At 77.1% G+C, this 19,401-nt stretch carries 11 protein-coding genes; 7 read left to right on the forward strand and 4 right to left on the reverse strand.

What is annotated here, in order from left to right; genetic code table 11:
- Positions 1-254 precede the first annotated feature (254 nt).
- The 7 genes from ACZ5GH_RS33745 (at position 255) to ACZ5GH_RS33775 (ending at position 14,252) form a co-directional block, all read left to right on the forward strand.
- The gene (locus ACZ5GH_RS33745) at positions 255-1,586 is read left to right on the forward strand and encodes an MFS transporter (protein ID WP_387757137.1); all 1,332 of its coding nucleotides are present in this window, start codon (positions 255-257) and stop codon (positions 1,584-1,586) included.
- A 92-nt stretch (positions 1,587-1,678) separates the two neighbouring features.
- Entirely contained in the window at positions 1,679-2,965 is a 1,287-nt protein-coding gene (locus ACZ5GH_RS33750; protein WP_387757139.1) for a non-ribosomal peptide synthetase, read from the forward strand.
- Positions 2,966-3,294: 329 nt separating this feature from the next.
- Complete coding sequence (locus ACZ5GH_RS33755) at positions 3,295-6,399, forward strand: amino acid adenylation domain-containing protein (RefSeq protein WP_464336193.1); 3,105 nt, start codon at positions 3,295-3,297, stop codon at positions 6,397-6,399.
- The gene (locus tag ACZ5GH_RS33760; RefSeq protein WP_387757142.1) at positions 6,396-7,571 is read left to right on the forward strand and encodes an acyl-CoA dehydrogenase family protein; all 1,176 of its coding nucleotides are present in this window, start codon (positions 6,396-6,398) and stop codon (positions 7,569-7,571) included. Before ACZ5GH_RS33755 ends, ACZ5GH_RS33760 begins: the two co-directional genes overlap by 4 nt.
- A 27-nt stretch (positions 7,572-7,598) precedes the next feature.
- On the forward strand, positions 7,599-9,404 hold the full coding sequence (locus ACZ5GH_RS33765; protein WP_387757144.1) for an AMP-binding protein: 1,806 nt from the start codon (positions 7,599-7,601) through the stop codon (positions 9,402-9,404).
- 67 nt (positions 9,405-9,471) lie between these two features.
- Entirely contained in the window at positions 9,472-11,346 is a 1,875-nt protein-coding gene (locus ACZ5GH_RS33770) for a non-ribosomal peptide synthetase (RefSeq protein ID WP_464336194.1), read from the forward strand.
- Positions 11,343-14,252: a condensation domain-containing protein gene (locus ACZ5GH_RS33775; RefSeq protein ID WP_464336195.1), complete on the forward strand. Its 2,910-nt coding sequence runs from the start codon at positions 11,343-11,345 to the stop codon at positions 14,250-14,252. Before ACZ5GH_RS33770 ends, ACZ5GH_RS33775 begins: the two co-directional genes overlap by 4 nt.
- Positions 14,253-14,300: 48 nt before the next feature.
- Here the strand turns inward: ACZ5GH_RS33775 and ACZ5GH_RS33780 are convergent, their stop codons facing one another.
- The 4 genes from ACZ5GH_RS33780 to ACZ5GH_RS33795 form a co-directional block, all read right to left on the reverse strand.
- On the reverse strand, positions 14,301-14,777 hold the full coding sequence (locus ACZ5GH_RS33780) for a hypothetical protein (RefSeq protein WP_464336196.1): 477 nt from the start codon (positions 14,775-14,777) through the stop codon (positions 14,301-14,303).
- A 122-nt stretch (positions 14,778-14,899) separates the two neighbouring features.
- Positions 14,900-16,315 (reverse strand): vWA domain-containing protein, encoded by a 1,416-nt coding sequence (locus tag ACZ5GH_RS33785; RefSeq protein WP_464336197.1) that lies wholly within the window; start codon positions 16,313-16,315, stop codon positions 14,900-14,902.
- Complete coding sequence (locus tag ACZ5GH_RS33790; protein ID WP_464336198.1) at positions 16,312-17,610, reverse strand: AAA family ATPase; 1,299 nt, start codon at positions 17,608-17,610, stop codon at positions 16,312-16,314. Before ACZ5GH_RS33790 ends, ACZ5GH_RS33785 begins: the two co-directional genes overlap by 4 nt.
- A gap of 69 nt (positions 17,611-17,679) precedes the next feature.
- Positions 17,680-19,059, reverse strand: a complete 1,380-nt coding sequence (locus tag ACZ5GH_RS33795) for a hypothetical protein (RefSeq protein ID WP_464336199.1) — start codon at positions 19,057-19,059, stop codon at positions 17,680-17,682.
- Positions 19,060-19,401: the final 342 nt, after the last annotated feature.

Here is a 19,401-nt window from a genome sequence, read left to right on the forward strand (position 1 = left end):
CCGGTGGCTGGAAAGGCGGTGTCCGGATAGCGGACAGGGAAATGGACCGGCAGGTCCGAAGGTGGCCGGGGCGTCCGTCGGGCCGTGCCGCCTTGGCCGACGGGCGTTGCGGACGGTGCGGTCGCGTCCCGGGTGGTCGTAAGGAGCGTGCAAAGGTCGACGGGGGGAGTGGCGGGATTCGGCCGACCTGCGGTCCGTCCGGAAACGAACCCGGTGCTTGCCCCGTGTCGAATGGGTGACCGAGAGTCGCATCGATGAACGAGAAGCCCAGCTCCCACCAGGCCCGTCTGCTCGGCCACCGCGACTTCCGGCTCCTGCTGACCGGAGCAGCGGCGGCCCAGACGGGCAGTCAGGTCACCCTGGTCGCCCTCCCCCTGGTCGCGGTGATGGTGCTCGACGCCACGCCGTTCGAGGTCGGACTGCTGACCGCCGCCGAGACCGCCGCCTTCCTGCTCGTCGGCCTGCCGGCGGGCGCCTGGCTGGACCGGATGCGCAAGCTGCCGGTGCTGATCCGGGCCGACGTGGTGCGCTGCCTGGCCGTGGGGTCGATCCCGCCGGCCGCGGCCTTCGGGGTGCTGACCATGCCGCAGCTCTACCTGGTGGGGCTGGTCACCGGGGTGGCGACGGTGTTCTTCGACGTCGCCCACCAGTCCTTCCTGCCCGCCGTCCTGCCGCGCGAGCAACTGGTCGGCGGCAACGGGGCACTGGAGACGGTCCGCTCCTCGGCGCAGATCGCCGGGCCGGGCCTCGGCGGCGGGCTGGTCCAGCTGCTCGGGGCGCCGCTCGCCATCGTGGCCGACGCCTGCGGCTACCTCGCCTCCGCGCTGCTGCTCGCCCGGATCAAGGTCGACGAGCCGCGGCCGGAGCCCGAGCCGGGGCGCTCGCTGCGCTCCGAGGTCGGGGAGGGCGTGCGGTTCGTGCTCGGCCACCCGCTGCTGCGGGCGATCGCCACCGCCACCGCCACGTCCAACCTGTTCTCCGCGGTGCTGACCGCCGTCCAGACGGTGTTCTGGGTACGGGTGCTCGACCTGTCGCCGGGCGCCATCGGCGTGCTGCTGTCGGTCTCCGCCATCGGCGGTCTGGCCGGCGCGCTGTGCGCCGGGCAGCTCGCCCGGTGGGTCGGGCAGGCCCGGCTGATCTGGCTGTCCACGCTGGTGACGGCGCCGTTCGCGCTGCTGTGGCCGCTGTCCGGCGGCGGCGCGGGCGTGGTGCTGTTCGGCCTGGCCTCCGGGGTGGTGCTGTTCGGTGCGGTGGCCTACAACGTCGCCCAGGTGAGCTTCCGGCAGAGCGTCTGCCCGCCGGAGCTGCTCGGCCGGATGAACGCCACCATGCGCTTCCTGGTGTGGGGCACCCTGCCGATCGGCGCCCTGATCGGCGGCGTGGTCGCCGACGGGGCCGGGCCGCGCACCGCGCTCTGGCTCTGCGCGGTCGGTTTCCTGCTGGTGCCGTTGCCGCTGCTGCTCTCGCCGCTGCGGCGGATGCGCGAGCTGCCGGGCGCCGACCGTACGGCCGGGCAGGGCGCGGGGCCGGCCACGGACGCGGACGCCGCCGAGGAGGCGGGCGCCGTGAGCCCCAGCACGCCCTGAACCGACCCCTCGACCGACCGTTGAAACCCCTGAACCGATCCTCCCGACCGATCCCCGACCCGAGCCGCGACCGGAAACCGGAGCCCGTTCCCGTGCACGCCAGCATCACCGCCGCCTACCTCGCCCGGTACCGCACCGCCGCCGCCGAATCCCCGGTGGAGCTGCTCCCGCTGACCGGCGCCCAGCGCCGGTTCCTGATCACCCGCCGGATCGCGCCGCAGAGCCGCACCGACGTCGTCCCGCTGTTCTTCGCCTACCCGCGCGGCACCCTCGACCTGGACCGGCTGGCCCGCGCCGCCGCCGCGGTGGCCGCCCACCACCCGGCGCTCTGCGGCGGGTTCGCGACCGTGCGCGGCACACCCGTGCTGCGCACCGGCGGCCCCTCTGCCGAGGCCGCCCGGATCGCCGTCGCCCCCGGCGGCACCGCCCGCGCGGCACTGCGCGCGGCCCTGCTGGACTGGCCCGCCGACGGACCCGCGCTGCGCCTGCTGGTGGCCGCCGACCCGGGCGGGGACGAGGAACTGCTCGCCCTCGCGCTGGACCACGCCGCCTGCGACGAGCAGTCGCTCGGCGTCCTCGCCGCCGAACTCGGCGCGGCGTACGAGCAGGACGAGCCGCCCGCGGACGGGCCCTCGCCCCAGGCGCTGGCCGACTACCGGCAGGCCGTCGAGCTCCAGCTCGCCGCCGAGGACGCCGCCGGCGGCCCCGCCGCCCAGGCCCACTGGGGCCGGCGGCTGGGCGCCCTGACCGGGGCGGGCGGCGGCACGGCCACCTCCACCGGCATGCTCTCCGAGCGGCTGCCCGCCGCCGAGGGCGCCGCCCGCGGCGCCGTCTTCCCGGCGCTGCTGGACGCGGTCGGCTCGGCCCTGCACCGGCTGCACCGGACGGACGACCCGCTCGCGCTCGGCTACCCGTGGGGCGGCCGGCCGGCGGGTGCGCCCGCCGCGCTCGGCTGCTTCCTCAACACCCTGGTGCATCCCACGACTTCGGGTCCGGCCACGGACCTGGACGCCCTCGCGGACGCCTGGTGGGACGACCTGGACCAGGCCGGCACCCCCTTCGACGAGGTGGTCCGCGCCGCCCGCACCGCCGGGGCCCCGTGGTCGGGCGCCCTGGACGCCCTGCTCACCCTGGAGGACCTGCACCGCCGTCCACCGCTGGTGCTCGGCGGCACCCCCGGCCGGGAGACCCACCTGGAGGGACGCCCGCTCGCCGCGCCGCTGGCCGTCTCCGCCTCGCACGGCGACGACCTGCTGGTCCGGCTGGCCTGGGACCGCGACCGCTTCCCGGAGGCCGACGCCCACGCGGCCTTCGAGGAACTGCTCGCCGGGCTGCGGCACCACCTGCACACCCGGCCGGTCCCGGCGCCGGGGGCCTGAGCGCGCCCGCCCGGACGCACCCCGCCACCCGGCCCCGCCCGCCCGGACGCACCCCGCCACCAGGGCCCCGTCCACCCCGTACGCCCGCGCCCGCACGTCCGCGTCCGACCCCGCGGGCCCCGAACTCCCCTGCCCAACCGCGGATCCAGCACGACGGATCCGCCCGCCCGTCCGCGTGCGTCCGACACGCCCCGGACGGGACCGCCGGGCCTCCGGCCGCTCCTCACCCCGGCGCGGCCCGGCCCGGTCCACCGGTCGGTGCGGAAAGACCCCACGCCCGCATCCGGCCACCGCAGTGCCGACAAGCCCACCACACAAGGGAATCGACGATGTTCGCACTCTCTCCCTCGCAGGAGATCGTCTGGCTGCACGAGCAGATGCTGCCGGGTAGCCGCGCCTACAACTTCACCGCAGTCCTCGACCTGTGGGGCACCCTCGACCGGGACGCGCTGCACGCCGGCCTGGCCGCCGTGCTGGCCCACCACCCCGGCCTGCGGCTGGAGTTGGTACCCAGCGCGGAGGGACTGCCCGGCCAGCGGGTCGCCGAGGGCTGCGAACCGGAGCTGCGCCACAGCGACTTCACCGCCGAGCAGGACCCGGAGGCCACCTTCCGCCGGCTGCTCGCCGCCGAGGCCGAGGAACCGCTGGACACCGGCCGGGCGCCGGTGCTGCGCTGGCACCTGGTCCGGCTCGGCGAGGACCACCACCGGCTGATCCACGTCGAGCACCACCTCGTCCACGACGGCCACTCCTTCGCGATCCTGCTGCGCGACCTGTTCACCGTCTACCGCGCCACCGTCCTCGGCGAGCCGTACCAGCTGCCCGCCGCGCCCTCGTACGAGGAGCACGCCCGCACCGCCGCCGGCCTCCCGCGGGACCGCGCACTCGACTTCTGGACCAGGGAACTGGCCGACGCGCCGCGCGAGGTCACCCTGCCCGGGCTGGCCCGGCCGGGCGTCGAACGGCGCCACCGCGGCGGCCAGCTGCGCCAGTCGATCGGCGCCGACCTGGCCGAGCGGCTGCGCGAGCGCAGCAAGGCCGACGGCCACACCCCGTTCAGCACCCTGCTCGCCCTGCTCGCCGAACTGCTGCGCCGGCACAGCGGCCACCGCGAGATGGTGATCGGCACCGCCGTCGGCAACCGCCCGGAGGGCTTCGAGGGCACCGTCGGCATGTTCGTCAACACCGTCCCGCTGCGCCTGCGGCTCGACCCGGCGGCGTCCGGCACCGAGGCCGTGGACGAGGTCACCGACGTCCTGCTGCGCGCGCTGCCGCACCAGGACCTGCCGGTCCAGGAACTGACCCGCCGGCTCGGACTGCACACCTCCGGCGCCGACAACCCGCTGTTCAACGTGATGTTCAGCGCGCACGACGCGGCGCTGCCCGACGTCCAGGCGCCCGGGCTGGAGGTCTCGCTGTACGAGGGCTTCAACACCGGCACCACCCGCTTCGACCTCGACCTGGTGCTGCTGCCCGACGACCGCCGGGTGGTCGGCGAGAAGCACGGCGCCGCCGGGATGACCCTGGTCTGGGACTACGACGCCGACCTGTTCCGCGAGTCCGAGGCGGTGCTGCTGTCCGAGCGGCTGCTGGAGCTGCTGCGCTGCTACCTGGACCGCCCGCAGGCGGGGATCGCCGAGCTGGCCCCCGCGCCCGAGGCCGCCCCGGCCACCCCGGTGACCCCGGCCGCCCCGGCCGCGCTCGACCCGGCCGCCGCCCACGACCCGACCTCGATGGCCCTGCTGGCCGGCACCGAGCGGATCAGCTACGGCGAACTCGACCGCCGGGTCACCGAGCTGGTCGAGCGGCTGCGCGCCGCCGGGGTCGCCCCCGGCCAGCCGGTGGCCACCGTGCTGCCGCGCGGCGCGGACAGCGTGGTCGCCCTGCTCGCCTGCCTGCGGTACGGCGCCGTGTACGCGCCGCTGTCCACCGAGGACCCGGCCGCCCGGCTCGGGCTGCTGCTGGAGCGGCTGAGCCCGGCGCTCGTGCTGGCCACCCGGCAGAGCGCGCTGGCGCTGCCCGCCGAGGGCGTCACCCCGGCGCTGCTGGACGGCCCCGCCTTCCCGAAGGCCGAGCCCGCCGCCGTGCTGGACGGCGCCGCCTACGTGATCCACACCTCCGGCTCCACCGGCGTGCCCAAGCCCGTCCTGGTCGGCCGCGAGGCCCTCGCCGGGTACGTCGCCGCGATCGTCGACCGCTACCGGCTCACCTCCGCCGACCGGGTGCTGCTGTTCGCCCGACCGTCCTTCGACGTGGCCCTGGAGGAGGTGCTGCCCGCCCTCGCGGCCGGCGCGGCCCTCGTCGTGCCGCAGCGCGAGGTGCCCACCGGGCCCGAGCTGGTGGCCGTGCTCGCCGCCCGCGGCGTCACCGTCGCCAACCTGCCGACCAGCTACCTGCTCGCCGTCCGCGAGGACCTGCGCGAGGCGCTGGGCGACGGCCGCTGGGCGCCCCGGCTGCTGGTGCTCGGCGGCGAGCGGCTGCCCGCCCGGGCCCTGGCCGGCCTGACCGAGGCCACCACCGTGCTGAACGCCTACGGCGTCACCGAGGCCACCGTCACGTCCACCGTGTACGAGGTCACCGCCGCCGACGTCGCCGAGGACGGCGAGATCCCGCTCGGCGCCGAACTCGACGGCGTGCGGATCCACGTCCTGGACGACACCCTGCGCCCGCTCGCCCCCGGCTGCGTCGGCGAACTCGCCGTCGGCGGCGAGCTGTTGGCCGAGGGCTACCTGGGGCTGCCGGAGCCGACCGCGGCCCGCTTCACGACCGTCCCCGCACTCGGCGGCGCCCGCGTCTACCGCACCGGCGACCGCGGCTACCGGGACCTGGACGGGCGGCTGCGCTTCCTCGGCCGCGCCGACAACCAGGTCAAGCTGCGCGGCCACCGGATCGAGCTGGAGGAGATCGAGGCCGCCGCCTCCGCCGAACTCGGCGGCCGCTCCTGCGCGGTGCTGCTGCACACCGACCCGCAGTCCGGCCCCCGGCTGATCGGCTTCCTGGAGGGCACCGAACGCCCCGACCAGGCAGCCCTGCACGAGGCGCTCGGCCGCCGGCTGCCCGGCGGACTCGTCCCGGCGAGCTGGACGGCCGTCGCCGCGATGCCGACCCTGCCCGGCGGCAAGCCCGACCGCGCCGCCCTCGCCCGACTGGCCGCCGAGGCCGCGGACGCCCCCGAGGCCGAGGAGAGCGCGCCGAGCGAGTTCACCGACCCCGGCCAGCGGCTGATCGCCGCCGCCTGGCGCGAGGTGCTCGGCCACGACCGCTTCTCCGCGGACTCGCACTTCTTCGAGGTCGGCGGCCACTCCCTGCTCGCCGCGCAGCTCGCCGCCTACCTGGAGCCCCACCTCGGCAGCCGACCGCCGCTGCGCACCCTGTTCCGCCACGCCGTACTGGCCGACCAGGCCAAGGCCCTCACCGCCGGAGCCTCCAAGTGACCGCCCCCTCCGCCGTCCTGGAGGACGGCCACCGCGAACTCGTCGAGGCCTTCGAGTCCTTCGTGCGCCGCGAACTCGTCCCGCTGGCAGCCGAGTTGCCCGAGACCGCCGACCAGGTCCCGACCGACCTGCGGGCCTACGTCCGCAAGCGCTCGGCCGCCCTCGGCTTCTACGCGGGCGACTACCCCGAGGAACTCGGCGGCGCCGACATGCCGTTCACCGCCGTCGTCCTGCTGCACCACGCCGCCGGGCGCAGCGGCTGCGTGCTCGCCCCGTACGCGCTGGCCGGCTCCGACGGGCCGAGCCCGCTGCTGCGGCACGGCACCCCCGAGCAGGTCGAACGCCACCTCGTCCCGCTGGTGCGCGGCGAGCAGACCCGCTGCCTCGCCCTCACCGAGCCGCACGCCGGCTCCGACGCGTTCCGCCTCACCACCACCGCCGTGCGCAGCGGCGACGGCTGGGTGCTGAACGGCCGCAAGACCTTCGTCAGCAACGCCGAGCACGCCGGGATCGCCCTGGTCGTCACCGCGACCGACCTCGGCGACGGAGCCGGCCCCACGGCCGGTGCCACCGCCTTCGTACTGCCGATGGACCAGCCCGGCCTGCGGATCGGCCAGCGCTACGAGGGCATGTCCGGCGAGCCGCTGTTCGAACTGCTGCTGGACGGGGTCACCGTCGGCCCGGAGGCCGTGATCGGCGGCGAGGAGGGCGTCGGCGCGGCCACCGCCCTCGCCATCGACAGCCTCTCGCGCGGCCGCCTGGTGGTCGCCGCGATGTGCAACGGCATCGCCGAGCACGCGCTGCGGATCGGCGTCGAGTACGCCAAGGACCGGCGCGCCTTCGGCCGGGTGATCGGCGACTACCAGCACGTCCAGGAGCACCTGGTCGCCACCCGGGCCGAGGTCGAGGCCTCCAAGCTGCTCACCCTCGCCTGCGCCCGGCTGGTCGACGAGGGCACCGAGTCGCCCGAGAACGCGGCGCTCGCCAAGCTCACCGCCTCCGAGACCGCCGTGCGCGCGGTGGACCGCTCGCTCCAGGTGCACGGGGCCACCGGCTGGGTGCGCGGGCACCCGCTGGAGTTCCTGTACCGCTACGTCCGGATGACCACGATCATCGAGGGGACCTCCGAGGTCCAGAAGGTGATCATCGCCCGTTCCATGGGCCTGAACTGACGGTACGTCACCTTCCTGGAGATGATGATGGAACACCTTGACACGAAGTCCCCGAGCATCGGCTACGGCCGTCCGCACCAGGACGGCGCGGTGCTCGACCTGTTCACCGGCTGGGTGCACCGCACCCCCGACGCGCCCGCCCTGATCGACGGCGAGCACGTCTACAGCTACGCCGAACTCGACCGCCTCGCCGACACCGTGGCCGAATCCCTGCGCGGCAGGGTCGGCCCGGGCGACCTGCTCGGCGTCTGCCTCGACCACTCGGTCTCGCTGGTCGCCGTCACCCTGGCCGCCGCCAAGCTCGGCGCCGTCCACCTGCCGCTCGGCCCGCGCCCCGGCGAGCACCGGCTGCGCGCCGTCGCCGAGCAGCTGCGCCCGGTCTGCCTGGTCGGCGAGCCGGCCCTGCTGCCGCCCGGCGGCGAGCGGCTGGCGCTGGACCTGCCCGCCGCCGGCGTGGTCGCCGCCCTGACCCCCGGCGAGCAGGTGAGCGTCCCGGCCGGCACCCACTACGCGGTGCTCACCTCCGGCTCCACCGGAACCCCGAAGGCCGTCGCCGTCACCGAGCCCGCACTCGGCGCGCTGCTGCAGTGGTACCGCGGGCTGACCGGCCTCGGGCCCGGCGAGCGGCACAGCCTGCTGATCGGCGTCTCCTTCGACCCGCACCTGCAGGAGCTGTGGGCAGGCCTCACCTCCGGCGCGGCCCTGGTCGTGGCCCCCGAGGCGGTCCGCTGGGACACCGGCGCGCTCACCGACTGGTGGCGCGAGGCCGGCATCACCGTGTCCATCCTGCCCACCCCGCTGGCCGAGCCCGTCCTCGGCCGGCCCTGGCCCGGCGGACTGCCGCTGCGCCACCTGGTGGTCGGCGGCGACCGGCTGCGCCGCGCCCCCGGGCCCGACGTCACCGCGACCGTCCACAACGCCTACGGCCCCGCCGAGGCCACCGTCACCACCACCACGCACGCCATGGCCCCCGGCGCCGACCACGGCACCGGCGCCCCGCCGATCGGCCTGCCGATCGACGGCGCGGTCGTCCTGGTCACCGACGAGGACGGCCGGCCGGTGCCGCGCGGCACGGCCGGCGAGCTGCGGATCGGCGGCCGCGGCCTGGCCGCCGGGTACCTCGACGCCGAGCTGACCGCCCGCCGCTTCGTCGACGCGCCCGCCGGCGTGGTCGGCACCGACCGGGTCTACCGCACCGGCGACCGGGTGGTCATGCGGCCCGACGGCGTGCTGGAGTTCCACGGCCGCCTGGACGACCAGGTCAAGGTCAGCGGCGTGCGGATCGAACCCGCCGAGGTCGAGGCCGCCTTCGAACGCGACCCGCGGGTGCACCGGGCGGTGGTCGCCGCCGAGCAGGCGCCGACCGGCGGCGCCCGGCTGCTCGCCTTCGTCCACGCCGAGGACGGCGCCGACCCCGCGGCGCTGCTCGACAGCGTCCGACCCTGGCTGCCCGAGCAGGCCGTGCCCTCCGCCGTCCGGCTGGTGGAGCGCTTCCCGCTGGACGCCAACGGCAAGGTGGACCGCCGTGCCCTGCTGGCCGAGGCGTCGGCGGCGGCGCCGGCCGAGGCGGCCCTCGACGACGAGGGCGCAACCCCGGTCGAGCGCACCGTGCTGAAGCTCTGCCGCGAGCTGATCGGCCGCGCCGACCTCGGGCCGGAGGACAACTTCCTGGCCGCGGGCGGCAACTCGCTCGCCGCGGCAAGACTGCTGGAGGCCCTGGAGAACGAGTACGGCGTACGGCTGCGCGCCCCCCTGGTGCTGCGCCAGCCCGACCTGCGGGCCGTCGCCCGGCTGGTCGAGGAGCGGGCGGCGGCGCCGGCCGCGACCGCCTGACCCCGCCCGAACCTCCTCAGCAGGGGCGCCCCGGCCCATCGGGCCGGGGCGCCCGGAAGGGAACCACATGACCGCCACCGCGACCCCGCCCACCGGGCAGACGCCTCCCGCGCCGCCCGCCGACGACCGGACCGGCGATGCCCGGACCGCCGAAGCCCTGCCCGTCGAGGCCGTGCCCGGCGAGGCGCTGCCGGCCCTGATCGCCCGGCAGGCCGAGCGCCGGCCCGACGCGCTCGCCGTGACCGACGGCTCCACCGTCCTGACCTACCGCGAACTCGTCGACGCCGCAGGCCGGTTGGCCGCGGTTCTGGCCGCCCGGGGGATCGGCCCCGGCAGTGCCGTCGCCCTGCTGTGCGCCCGCTCCACCCGGCTCGTCGTCGCCCAGCTCGCCGCCTGGCGGGCCGGCGCCCTGGTCGTCCCCATCGACCCGGCCTACCCGCGCCCGCGGATCGCCGAGATGACCGCCGACGCGGACGTCCGGCTCGTCCTCGGCGACAAGGGACTGCTCGCCGAGGCGGGGCTCCCCGAGGAGCGCACCCTCGTGCTGACCGAGCGCGGCACCGAGGCCGCCGACGGCACGGTGCCCGACGCCGCCGACCCGGCCGCGCCCGCCCTGCTCTACTACACCTCCGGCTCGACCGGCCGCCCCAAGGGCGTCCTCGTCCCGCACGCCGCCGTCACCGACCTGGTCACCACCGAGGGGGCGTTCGTCCTCGGCCCGCGCGACCGGGTGCTCTTCCACTCCACCGTCTCCTTCGACGCCGCCACCTTCGAGCTGTGGGCCCCGCTCGCCCGCGGCGCCGCCGTGGCCGTCTCCCCGAGCGAACGGCCCACCGCCGAGGACCTGGTCCGCGACGTCGAGCGCTTCGGCGTCACCACCCTCTTCCTCACCACCGCGCTCTTCCACCACCTGGCCGCCCGCCGCTCCCGGGTCTTCGGCGTGCTGCGCACCCTGGCCGTCGGCGGCGAGGCGATCTCCGCCGAACACGCGGGCGCCGTGCTGCGGGCCTTCCCCTGGCTCGAACTGTTCAACGTGTACGGGCCGACCGAGGCCACCACCTTCACCACCCTGCACCGGGTCACCCCGGCCGACTGCGCGGGCTCCGTCCCGATCGGCCGGGCCTTCGGCGGTGCCCGCGCGTACGTCCTGGACGAGCGGCTCGCGCCGGTGGCGCCCGGCGCCGTCGGCGAACTGTGGATCGCCGGCGACCGGTTGGCCCTCGGCTACCTCGACCGGCCGGAGCTGACCGCCGAGCGCTTCCGCGAACTGCCGGGCATCGGCCGCGCCTACCGCAGCGGCGACCGGGTCCGCCAACGGCCGGACGGCGCCCTGGAGTACCACGGGCGCACCGACGACCAGGTCAAGGTCCGCGGCTTCCGGATCGAACCCGGCGAGGTCGAGCACGCGCTGCTCCAGCTGCCCGAGGTCGCCGAGGCGGCGGTCGTGGTCCGCCGGGCCGGGCAGGACGACGCCGCGCTCACCGCCTGCGTGGTGCTCGCCGAGGGCTCCCGCCCGACCGTCGAGACGCTGCGCGCCCGGCTGGCCGAGCAACTGCCTGCCCACCTGGTGCCCACCGCCTGGACCGTCCTCGCCGCGCTGCCGCTGACCGGCAGCGGAAAGGTGGACCGGCGGGCCCTGGCCGCCGACGAGCCGGCCGGGGCGCAGCCGTCCGCCGGCGCCGAGCTCGGCCCGATCCAGCAGGTCGTCGCCGAGGCGTGGAGCCGGGCACTGGAACGCCCGATCACCGACCCGGCCGCCGACTTCCTCGCCGAGGGCGGGCACTCGCTGCTCGCCATGTGGGTGGTGGACGACCTGCGCGAGGACCTCGGGGTCGAGCTGTCGCTCGCCGACTTCCTCGACCACCCGACCGTCGCCGCCCAGGCCGAGCTGCTGGAACGCGCCCTACTGGCCGCCGACGACACCCCCGGAGCCGACCGATGAGCACCGTCGACCAGAGCGACCTGCTGCGGCGCGCCCGCAGCCGCCGCGCCGCCGCCCCGCCCGCCCGGTCCGTCGCGCCGGCCCAGTCCGCCCAGTCCGTCGCGGACGGTGGCCAGGACCCGCTGTCGCACGGTGACCAGGCGCCGCTGTCGCACGCCCAGCAGCGGATGTGGCTGATGGACCACCTCGGCCAGGGCGGCGCCCTCTACAACGTGCCGGTCGCCACCCGGCTGCGCGGCCCGCTCGACCGCGCCGCCCTCGCCACCGCGATCACCGGCCTGACCGAGCGGCACGCCGTCCTGCGCACCCGCTACCCGCGCCGCGGCGACCAGCCGTACCAGCAGATCGACCCGGTCACCCCGGTGCCGCTGCCGGTACTGGACGCCACCGGCCCGGAGCAGCTCGCCGCCGAGGCCGCCCGCCCGTTCGAGCTCGCCACCGGCCCGGTGCTGCGCTCCGTGCTGCTGCGGCACGGGCCCGAGGACCACACGCTTCTGCTGACGATCCATCACATCGCTGTGGACGGCGGCGCGTTGCGGTTCCTCGCGTCCGACCTCGCCGAGCTGTACCGCGCCGCGCGCGACGGCGTGCCGGACCGGCTGCCGTCGCCGGCCCCCTCGTACGCCGACTACGCCCGCCAGGAGCGCGCCCGGGACGCCGAACTGACGGCCGCCGCCGACACCCTGGCGGCCCGGCTGTCCGGAGCCCGACCGCTGCCGCTGCTGCGGCCCGTCCCGCCCGGCGCCCGTGAGCGCCGCGCCGCGCTGCACACCGCCCCGCTGGAGCCGGCGGTCGTGGAAGGGCTGCGCGGCCTCGGCGCGCGGCACGGCGCCACGCTGTTCACCGTCGTGCTGGCCGCCGCGTTCGCCGCGCTGCACCTCGCCTCCGGGCAGGACGACGTCGTCCTCGGCTGCGCCAGCGGCCACCGGGGGCGGCCCGAGTTCCGCCGGACCGTCGGCCTCGCGGTCAACACCCTTGCCGTACGGGCGAATCCGTCCGGTGACGTGACGTTCGTGGAACTGCTCGGTCTGGTCCGGACCGCCCTGCTCGACGCGCAGCAGCACCACGAGGTGCCGTTCGACCTGGTGGTCGAGCGGCTCGGCACGGCCGCACGCGGCGCCGACGGCACTCCGCTGCTCTCGGTCAGCTGCGACCTGCTCCAGGTCGTCGACCCGCTGGTACTGCCGGGCCTCGACACCGAGAACGTGGACATCGACCTGGGGCTCGCCAAGTTCGGCCTCACCCTGCTGCTGGAGGACGGCCCGCGGCCGCGCTGCCTGCTGCAGCACGACCGGGACGTGCTGGACCAGGGCACCGCCGCCCGGCTGCTGGACGCCTTCGCCGCGCTGCTCACCGCCGTGGCCGCGGACCCGGAACAGCGGCTGTCCGAACTGCCCGGCGAGCGGCTGGCGCCCGCCGAACACCCGGTGGTGGCGGCCCTGTCGGCGCACCCGTCGGTGGTCGAGGCGGCCGTGGTCGAGAACCCCGACGGCCCGCCGCTCGCCTACGCGGTGGTGCGCGGGCCGGTCGCCCCGAGCGGCACCGACCTGCGGGCCGCCCTGCGCGGGCGCCTCCCGGCCGCCGAACTGCCGCTCGCGGTCACCCTGGTGGACCGGCTGCCGCGCCACCCCGACGGCACCCCCGACCGTAACCGGCTGCCCGGGGCGGACCGGCTGCCCGGCACGGGCCCGCTTCCCGGCACGGGCCCGCTGTCCGGCGGCGCTCCGCTGTCCGGCGGCGCCCCGGCGACGGAGGGCCCGCTGGCCGTCGTGCGGCAGGCGTTCGGCGAACTGCTCGGCGCGACCCCGCCCGCGGACGGCGACTTCTTCGCCCTCGGCGGCCACTCGCTGGTCGCCGTCCAGCTCGCCGAACGCCTGCGCACCAGCACCGGGTTGCCGCTCACCGGCCTCGACATCCTGGAGCAGCGCACCCCGCGCGCCCTCGCCGCCCTGCTCGCCACCCGCGGGGACGAGCGCCGCGCCGCCCTCGCCCAGGCCGGCGCCCGCCCGCGGCCCGCCGGCGCCCGCGTGGGAACCGTGCTGCTCACCGGCGCCACCGGCGGCGTCGGCGCTGCGGTGCTCCAGGAGCTGATGGCCCAGGGCCGGCCGGTCCGGGTGCTGGTGCGGCCGGAGTCCGCGCACCTGCCCGCGCTGAACGGCGCCGAGGTGGCGGCGGGCGACCTCGGCGACCTCGACAGCCTGCGCCGGGCCGTCGAGGGCGTCGACGCGGTGATCCACTCCGCCTGCACCTTCACCGACCACGCCACCGACCTCGCCGCGATGCGCGCGCTGGTCGACGGCTGGCGGGGCGGCCCGTTCGTCTTCGTCAGCAGCATCGACGCCTACGGCCGCCCGGCGGGTACCGAGGTCCCCGAGGGCGGCGCCGGCGGCGGGTCCGTCACCCCGTACGGGCAGGCCAAGCTGGACTGCGAGCGGATCCTCTTCGAGGCCGCCGCCACCGGTCGCGGCCCGGCCACCGCGGTACGCGCCCCGATCGTCTGGGGCCCGCACCACCGCCTGCGCGACCAGCTCCGCTGGGGCTCCACCAGCGCCCTCTACCAGGCCGCCCTGGCCGGCCGGCCGATCGGCCTGCCGGAGCCGGAGCAGTGGTACGGCGCCTCCTGGGTGCACGCCGCCGCGCTGGCCCGCGCCCTCACCGCCTGCCTCACCCCCGACCACCCCGCCGCCGGCCGGGTCGTCAACGCGGTGAGCGGACACGTCTCCTGGGCCGACTTCACCGCGGAACTGGTCCGCCTGCTCGGCTCCGAGAGCCCGGTCGGACCCGCCGCCGACGCCGACGAGGAGCTCCGCCGCCCCTGGCACTACCGGGCGGACACCCTGGCCGGCCCGCTCACCCCGGAACCGGGGGAGGACTGGCGCAGCGTCCTGGCGGCCATGGTCCGCTGACCAGGGCCGCGGGCGGAGGAGTCCGGCAGCCGGACTCCTCCGCCCGCGCTACCGGAGCCGCCGCAGCCGCGAGGCCGCGATGTCGCGGACGCGCCGGGTGCGGCCGCTCGCGGCGAGGAGGCTCAGGACCTGCCGGGCCGCCGAGTCCTCGGCGAGGCGAGCCTGGAGCCGGTTGCCCGCCGTGAGCAACTGCTCCTCCGCCCACGGTTCGTCCAGCACGATCGCCCGCAGGAGAGCCCAGTCGCGCAGGCAGCGGACGGCGAAGGGGTCGCTCGCCGTGGCACCGGCCATCTCCCGGTGCCAGGCCGGGAAGCCCGGCCCGGTCAGCAGCTCCGCCGCCCGCCGGTCCAGGTACTCGCAGACCGCGCAGCTCGCCATCGAGGTCTCGGGGTCGGTCAGCACCCGGGCCGCGAGGCCCGCCGCGTCCTCGGGCGCGACCTCCGCGAAGGCCCGTCGGTACCGCGCGAACCGCACGTGCTCGTCCGGCTCGAAGCCTTCCGCGCCGACCGCTCCCGTCCCGATCACCGAGGTCTCCCCTTCCGTCCTGCCCTGGCCCGGTGATCCGTGGCCGCCGGGGCCCGATCCTCGCACGCCCGCCGCCGGGAGCCGCTCCTCCCGCTGAGGCGCCTGCCCCCCGAGCCGGGTGCTCAGCCGATGGTCACCACCCGGGCCCACTGCGGTGGGGCGTCCGGCTCGTACCCCTCCTCGTCCTCCCCCTCCTCCCGGGCCTGCGCGTCCTCGCGGTACCGGCTCGGCCTCGGGAAGAGGCCGACCACCGTGCGGCAGGGCGGGGCGGCGGCGGGCCACGGGGTCTGGCCGTCGGTCAGGACCACCACCACGTCCGGGCGGGGGTGCCCGCGCAGGGCGGTGCGGAAGCCGGTGCGCAGGTCGGTGCCGCCGCCGCCGATCAGCGGGATGCTCGCGGCCCGGCAGAGCCGGTGGACGGTCTCGGCGGCCGCGTCGCAGGGAACGACGGTGACCTGGTCGCGGCGGCCGCCGACGGCCCGGCCGATCGCGGCGACCTCCAGCAGCGCGCTGCCCAGTTCCTCGTCCGAGACCGAGCCGGAGGTGTCGATGATCACGGAGACCCGCGGCGGGCGGCGCCGCAGGCTCGGCAGCAGCACCCCCGGCACCCCGGCCGAGCGTCGGGCGGGGCGGCCGTAGCTGTAGTCCTCGCCCGCGCCGGGGCCCGAAACCGCCGAGCGCACCGCCGCGCCCAGCAGCTGCCGCCACGGCTGCGGCGGGTGGAACGCCTCCTCGGCCCAGCGCTCCCAGCCCGCCGGTGCGCAGCCCGGGCGGCCCCGGATGCCCTCGGCCACCCGGAACCGGACGGCGTCGCGCTCCTGGTCGTTGAGCCCGTGGGCGCCGTCGGGGCCGAGCTCCCACGGCCGGTCCAGGCCGTCGGCGCCGCTGCCGCACTCCAGCCAGGCCGCCTCCAGGCTGCGCGGGTGGAAGCGGTACCGGCGCAGGTACTCCTCCATGAGCAGCCCGTCCGGCAGCTTCAGCATCCCCGGCCGGACGGCGCCGGGCGGGCGGACCAGCCCGTCCCCGTACACGTCGTCGTTGATCTCGCAGTCGGCGGCGATGTTCATCCGCAGCCGGTCGGCCGGGCCCCGCAGGCCGAGCTCCCGGGCGAGCCGGTCGCCGCGGCCGTGGTGGTCGCGCAGCAGGTGCGAGACCTCGTGCACCCAGACGCCGGCCAGCTGGTCCACCGGGGTGCGGGCGACGAAGGCCGGTGAGACGTAGCAGCGCCAGTACCGGTCCACGGCCATGGTCGGCACCTGCCGGGACTCCACCGGGTTCAGCGCGAACAGCGCGGTCGCCAGGTAGGGGCGGACCCGGGCGGCGTGCAGACGGGCGGCGTACAGCTTCTCGACGTCCAGCGGCGCGGGGGCACCGGCGCGGGGGAGGGCCGTGGTGCCCGCTCTGTCGCGCGCCGTACCGCTCGTGCCCGTCACGTCGCCCGTCACGTCGCCCGTCGCGGTGCCCGTCGCGGTGCCCATCACGTCGCCCGTCACGTCGCCCGTCACGTCGCCCGTCGCGTCGCCCGCCGTGCCGCTCATCGCGGCACCGCCCGCGGCTTCGGGGCGCCGACGAGGTCGGCCCGGCGCGAGACGGCCAGCGCAGGGGCGAGCCGTTCGATCGCCGCGGGCACGTCCCAGTCCTCCCGGCGCAGTGAGGCCAGCGTGGTGGCCGGGACGACCAGCAGGTCCGGCGCGCCGGTCTCCAGCGCCCGGGCCAGCAGTGCCCAGGCCGCGTCCCAGCGCGCCCGCTCCGGCCGGTTGCGGACCGCCGCGACCACCCCGTCCAGGACGGCCTGGCGCAGGTCCCCGCGTTCGGGCAGCACCGCGCCGTCCGGGTCGGCGAGCAGGGCCTCCGGGTCCGGCAGGTCCATCCGGTCCGTGTGCGCCATCAGCTCCAGCCCCGGCCCGTCGCCGACGGTGCCGCGCACCAGCAGCGACAGCACCTCCCGGGAGGAGCCGGCCGCGGTCGCGAAGGCGACCAGCCGCAGCGTCATGTCCCAGCTGCGCGGGGACGGCCAGGCGCCGCCGCGGCGGGCGTCGGTGGTGGGCAGCCGGTGCACCAGATCGGGGCGGGCGGCCAGCAGCCCGCACACCGCGCGCCGGGCCAGTGCGACCGCGGCCGGCAGCGCCTGGGGGTCGAGCCGGGGCAGGGTGGCCACCGGCCAGACGCCGCCGAGGCCGCGCACCACCACCTCGTGGTCGTGCGTCCACTGGAGGTGGACGAAGCGGTTGGCCAGCGGCGGGCTCAGCTCCCAGCCGTCGGCCGCCGATGAACGCGGGTTCGCGGCGGCCACGATCCGTACGCCGGGCGGCAGTCGGAGCGTTCCGATGCGCCGCTCCAGGACCAGCCGGAGCAGCGCGGCCTGGACGGCGGGCGGCGCGGTGGACAGCTCGTCCAGGAACAGCAGGCCGCGCCCGGCCCGCACCAGGCGCACCGCCCAGTCCGGCGGGGCCATCGGGACGCCCTGCTGCGCCGGGTCGTCGCCGACGATGGGCAGCCCGGAGAAGTCGGACGGCTCGTGGACGCTGGCGATCACCGTGGTCAGCGGCAGGTCCAGGGCTTCGGCGAGCTGGTTGAGGGCGGCGGTCTTGCCGATGCCGGGCTCGCCCCAGAGCAGGACGGGCAGGTCGGCGGCGACGGCCAGGGTGAGCGCCTCCAGCTGGGTGTCGGCGCGCGGTTCGGTGGTGGTGTCGGCCAGCAGGTCGAGTAGCTGCCGGGCGACGTCCAGGCGGGCTGCGTCGAGGCGGACTGCGTCGGGGCGGGAGCCGTCGACGTGGGCGACACCGTGGTCGGCGATGTCGAGGCGGTCTGTTTCGGGCGTGCGAACGGGCATGGGTGAGCACCTCCTGGTGCGAATGGCTTCAGTGAAGGACGAAGGACGAAGGGTGGCGGAGCGCCGCGGTCAGCCGTGGGAGGCGAGGCGCGGTCGGGCCCGGAACGACGGGTGGCGCGGGCGCGGACGGAAGGCGGCGTCGGCCGGGCGCGAGCTGGAGCGCACGGTCGGCAAGGGGTAGTTGACGAGCTCGGGCCCGGTCAGGCCCGCGCGGTAGAGGCCGTAGGCGATCCGCCGTTCGGCCGCCGCCGCCAGCTCGTCCCGCAGCGGTCCCTCGCGCAGCACCGCCTCCGGGCCGAGCAGGGCCTCGACCACGGCCAGTGCCCCGGCGGTGTCGCCGTGGTCCAACCGCTCGCGCACCCCGGCCAGTTGGTTCGGGCTCCGGTGGGCCCGGTCGATCGCCCGCAGGCAGGGCAGCGGGGTACCGGACAGGGCGGCCAGCAGTTCCTCGCGGCGCAGCTCGGCCGGGTCGTGGTCGAGCGGGGCGAGTACCCCGTCGACCAGCCCGATCCGGTGCCGCGCCCCCCGGCAGTCCACCGTCCGCTCGGCCGGACGCGCGTCACCGGTCCACGCGGACCGGTCGGGGCCGTGGCCGGGCGCCAACGCGGCGGCCACCAGCGGATGCAGCCGGTCGGCCTCGACCGCACCGCCGCGGAGCAGGTCGACGTCGGGTGGCACCCAGGTCGCGGCGTCGGGTAGCAGCGGCAGCCCCGAGGTGCCCCCGGAGGCCTCGGCCGTCGTCCCGTTCGGTCCGAGCAGCAGTCGCCGACGACGCCCGAGCCGCACCACGACGGGCCCGGCGGGTAGCGCGTCGGCGCGCCGCAGCAACTCGGCCTCGGCGGCCCAGCGGTCGACCGCGCAGCGCAGCGTGGGATCGCCAAGCACCGCGCCGGGCAAGCCCGTTGGGGGAGCGCCCGCGCCGGCCCGGACGGCCAGCTCCGTGCTGCGCCCGGCGTCCCAGAGGTGCCGGTGCAGGTCGAAGCGGAACCGCCGGCTGGGGCGCGGATGCGGGTGCGGCGAGCGGCCGTCGCCTTCCGAGCCGTCCCAGAGCGCCAGGCCGACCCGCTGCCCGTACTCCGCCCAGGCGGGCGGGGTGCGGACCACCAGGACGACCGGCGGCGCACCCGGGTAGCGGGCCAGCGGCACGGTGAGGCCGGGCCGCAGCAGTCCGTCGGGGGCGGACCTGGGAAGGTGCCAGCGCAGCAACTCCGGTGCGAGGCAGCGGAGATCGGCCCGGACCAGGTCGGCGAGCTCCCGGCCGTGGACGCGGGCGACGTCCCGCAGGCGGAAGTCGACCTCGACGTTGGCGGCGGCGCAGGCCCCGGCCCAGTCGCCGGTCAGCCGGCGGGCGGTGGCGGTTTCGATCATGGAGGGCGGCACGGCGTACTCGCGTACGCGCCGCCAGAAGGAGAGGCGGGAGTCGTTCCCGTGCGCGGGGTGAGTGGGCATCAGCACTCACTCTTCGCGGACGGGACCCCCATTCTGTGATCAGCGTGAGTGGTCATCGCCGGGAGCATAACGCCCCGCGCCGTCGCCCGCCACACCGTTCCGGCCGCTCGGGCCGGGCGTCCAGGGAGATACGGGGAGCGGGGGCGCGGGCCGCGCTGCCGCGCCCGCTCGCCGCCACCGGACTTCGCCGACCACGCCCGCGGCGGGCCGGGTCGAACGATCCTCTCCCGGGCCCCGCCCTCGGCACCCGGCCCCCGGCACCCGGCACCCGGTGCCCGACTGGCCGGTTCCGTTCGCTCGCGACCGACGGCGGGTCGCGGTGGACGGGCCGTCGGGAGCAGA

This window comes from Kitasatospora sp. Xyl93, assembly GCF_055383135.1.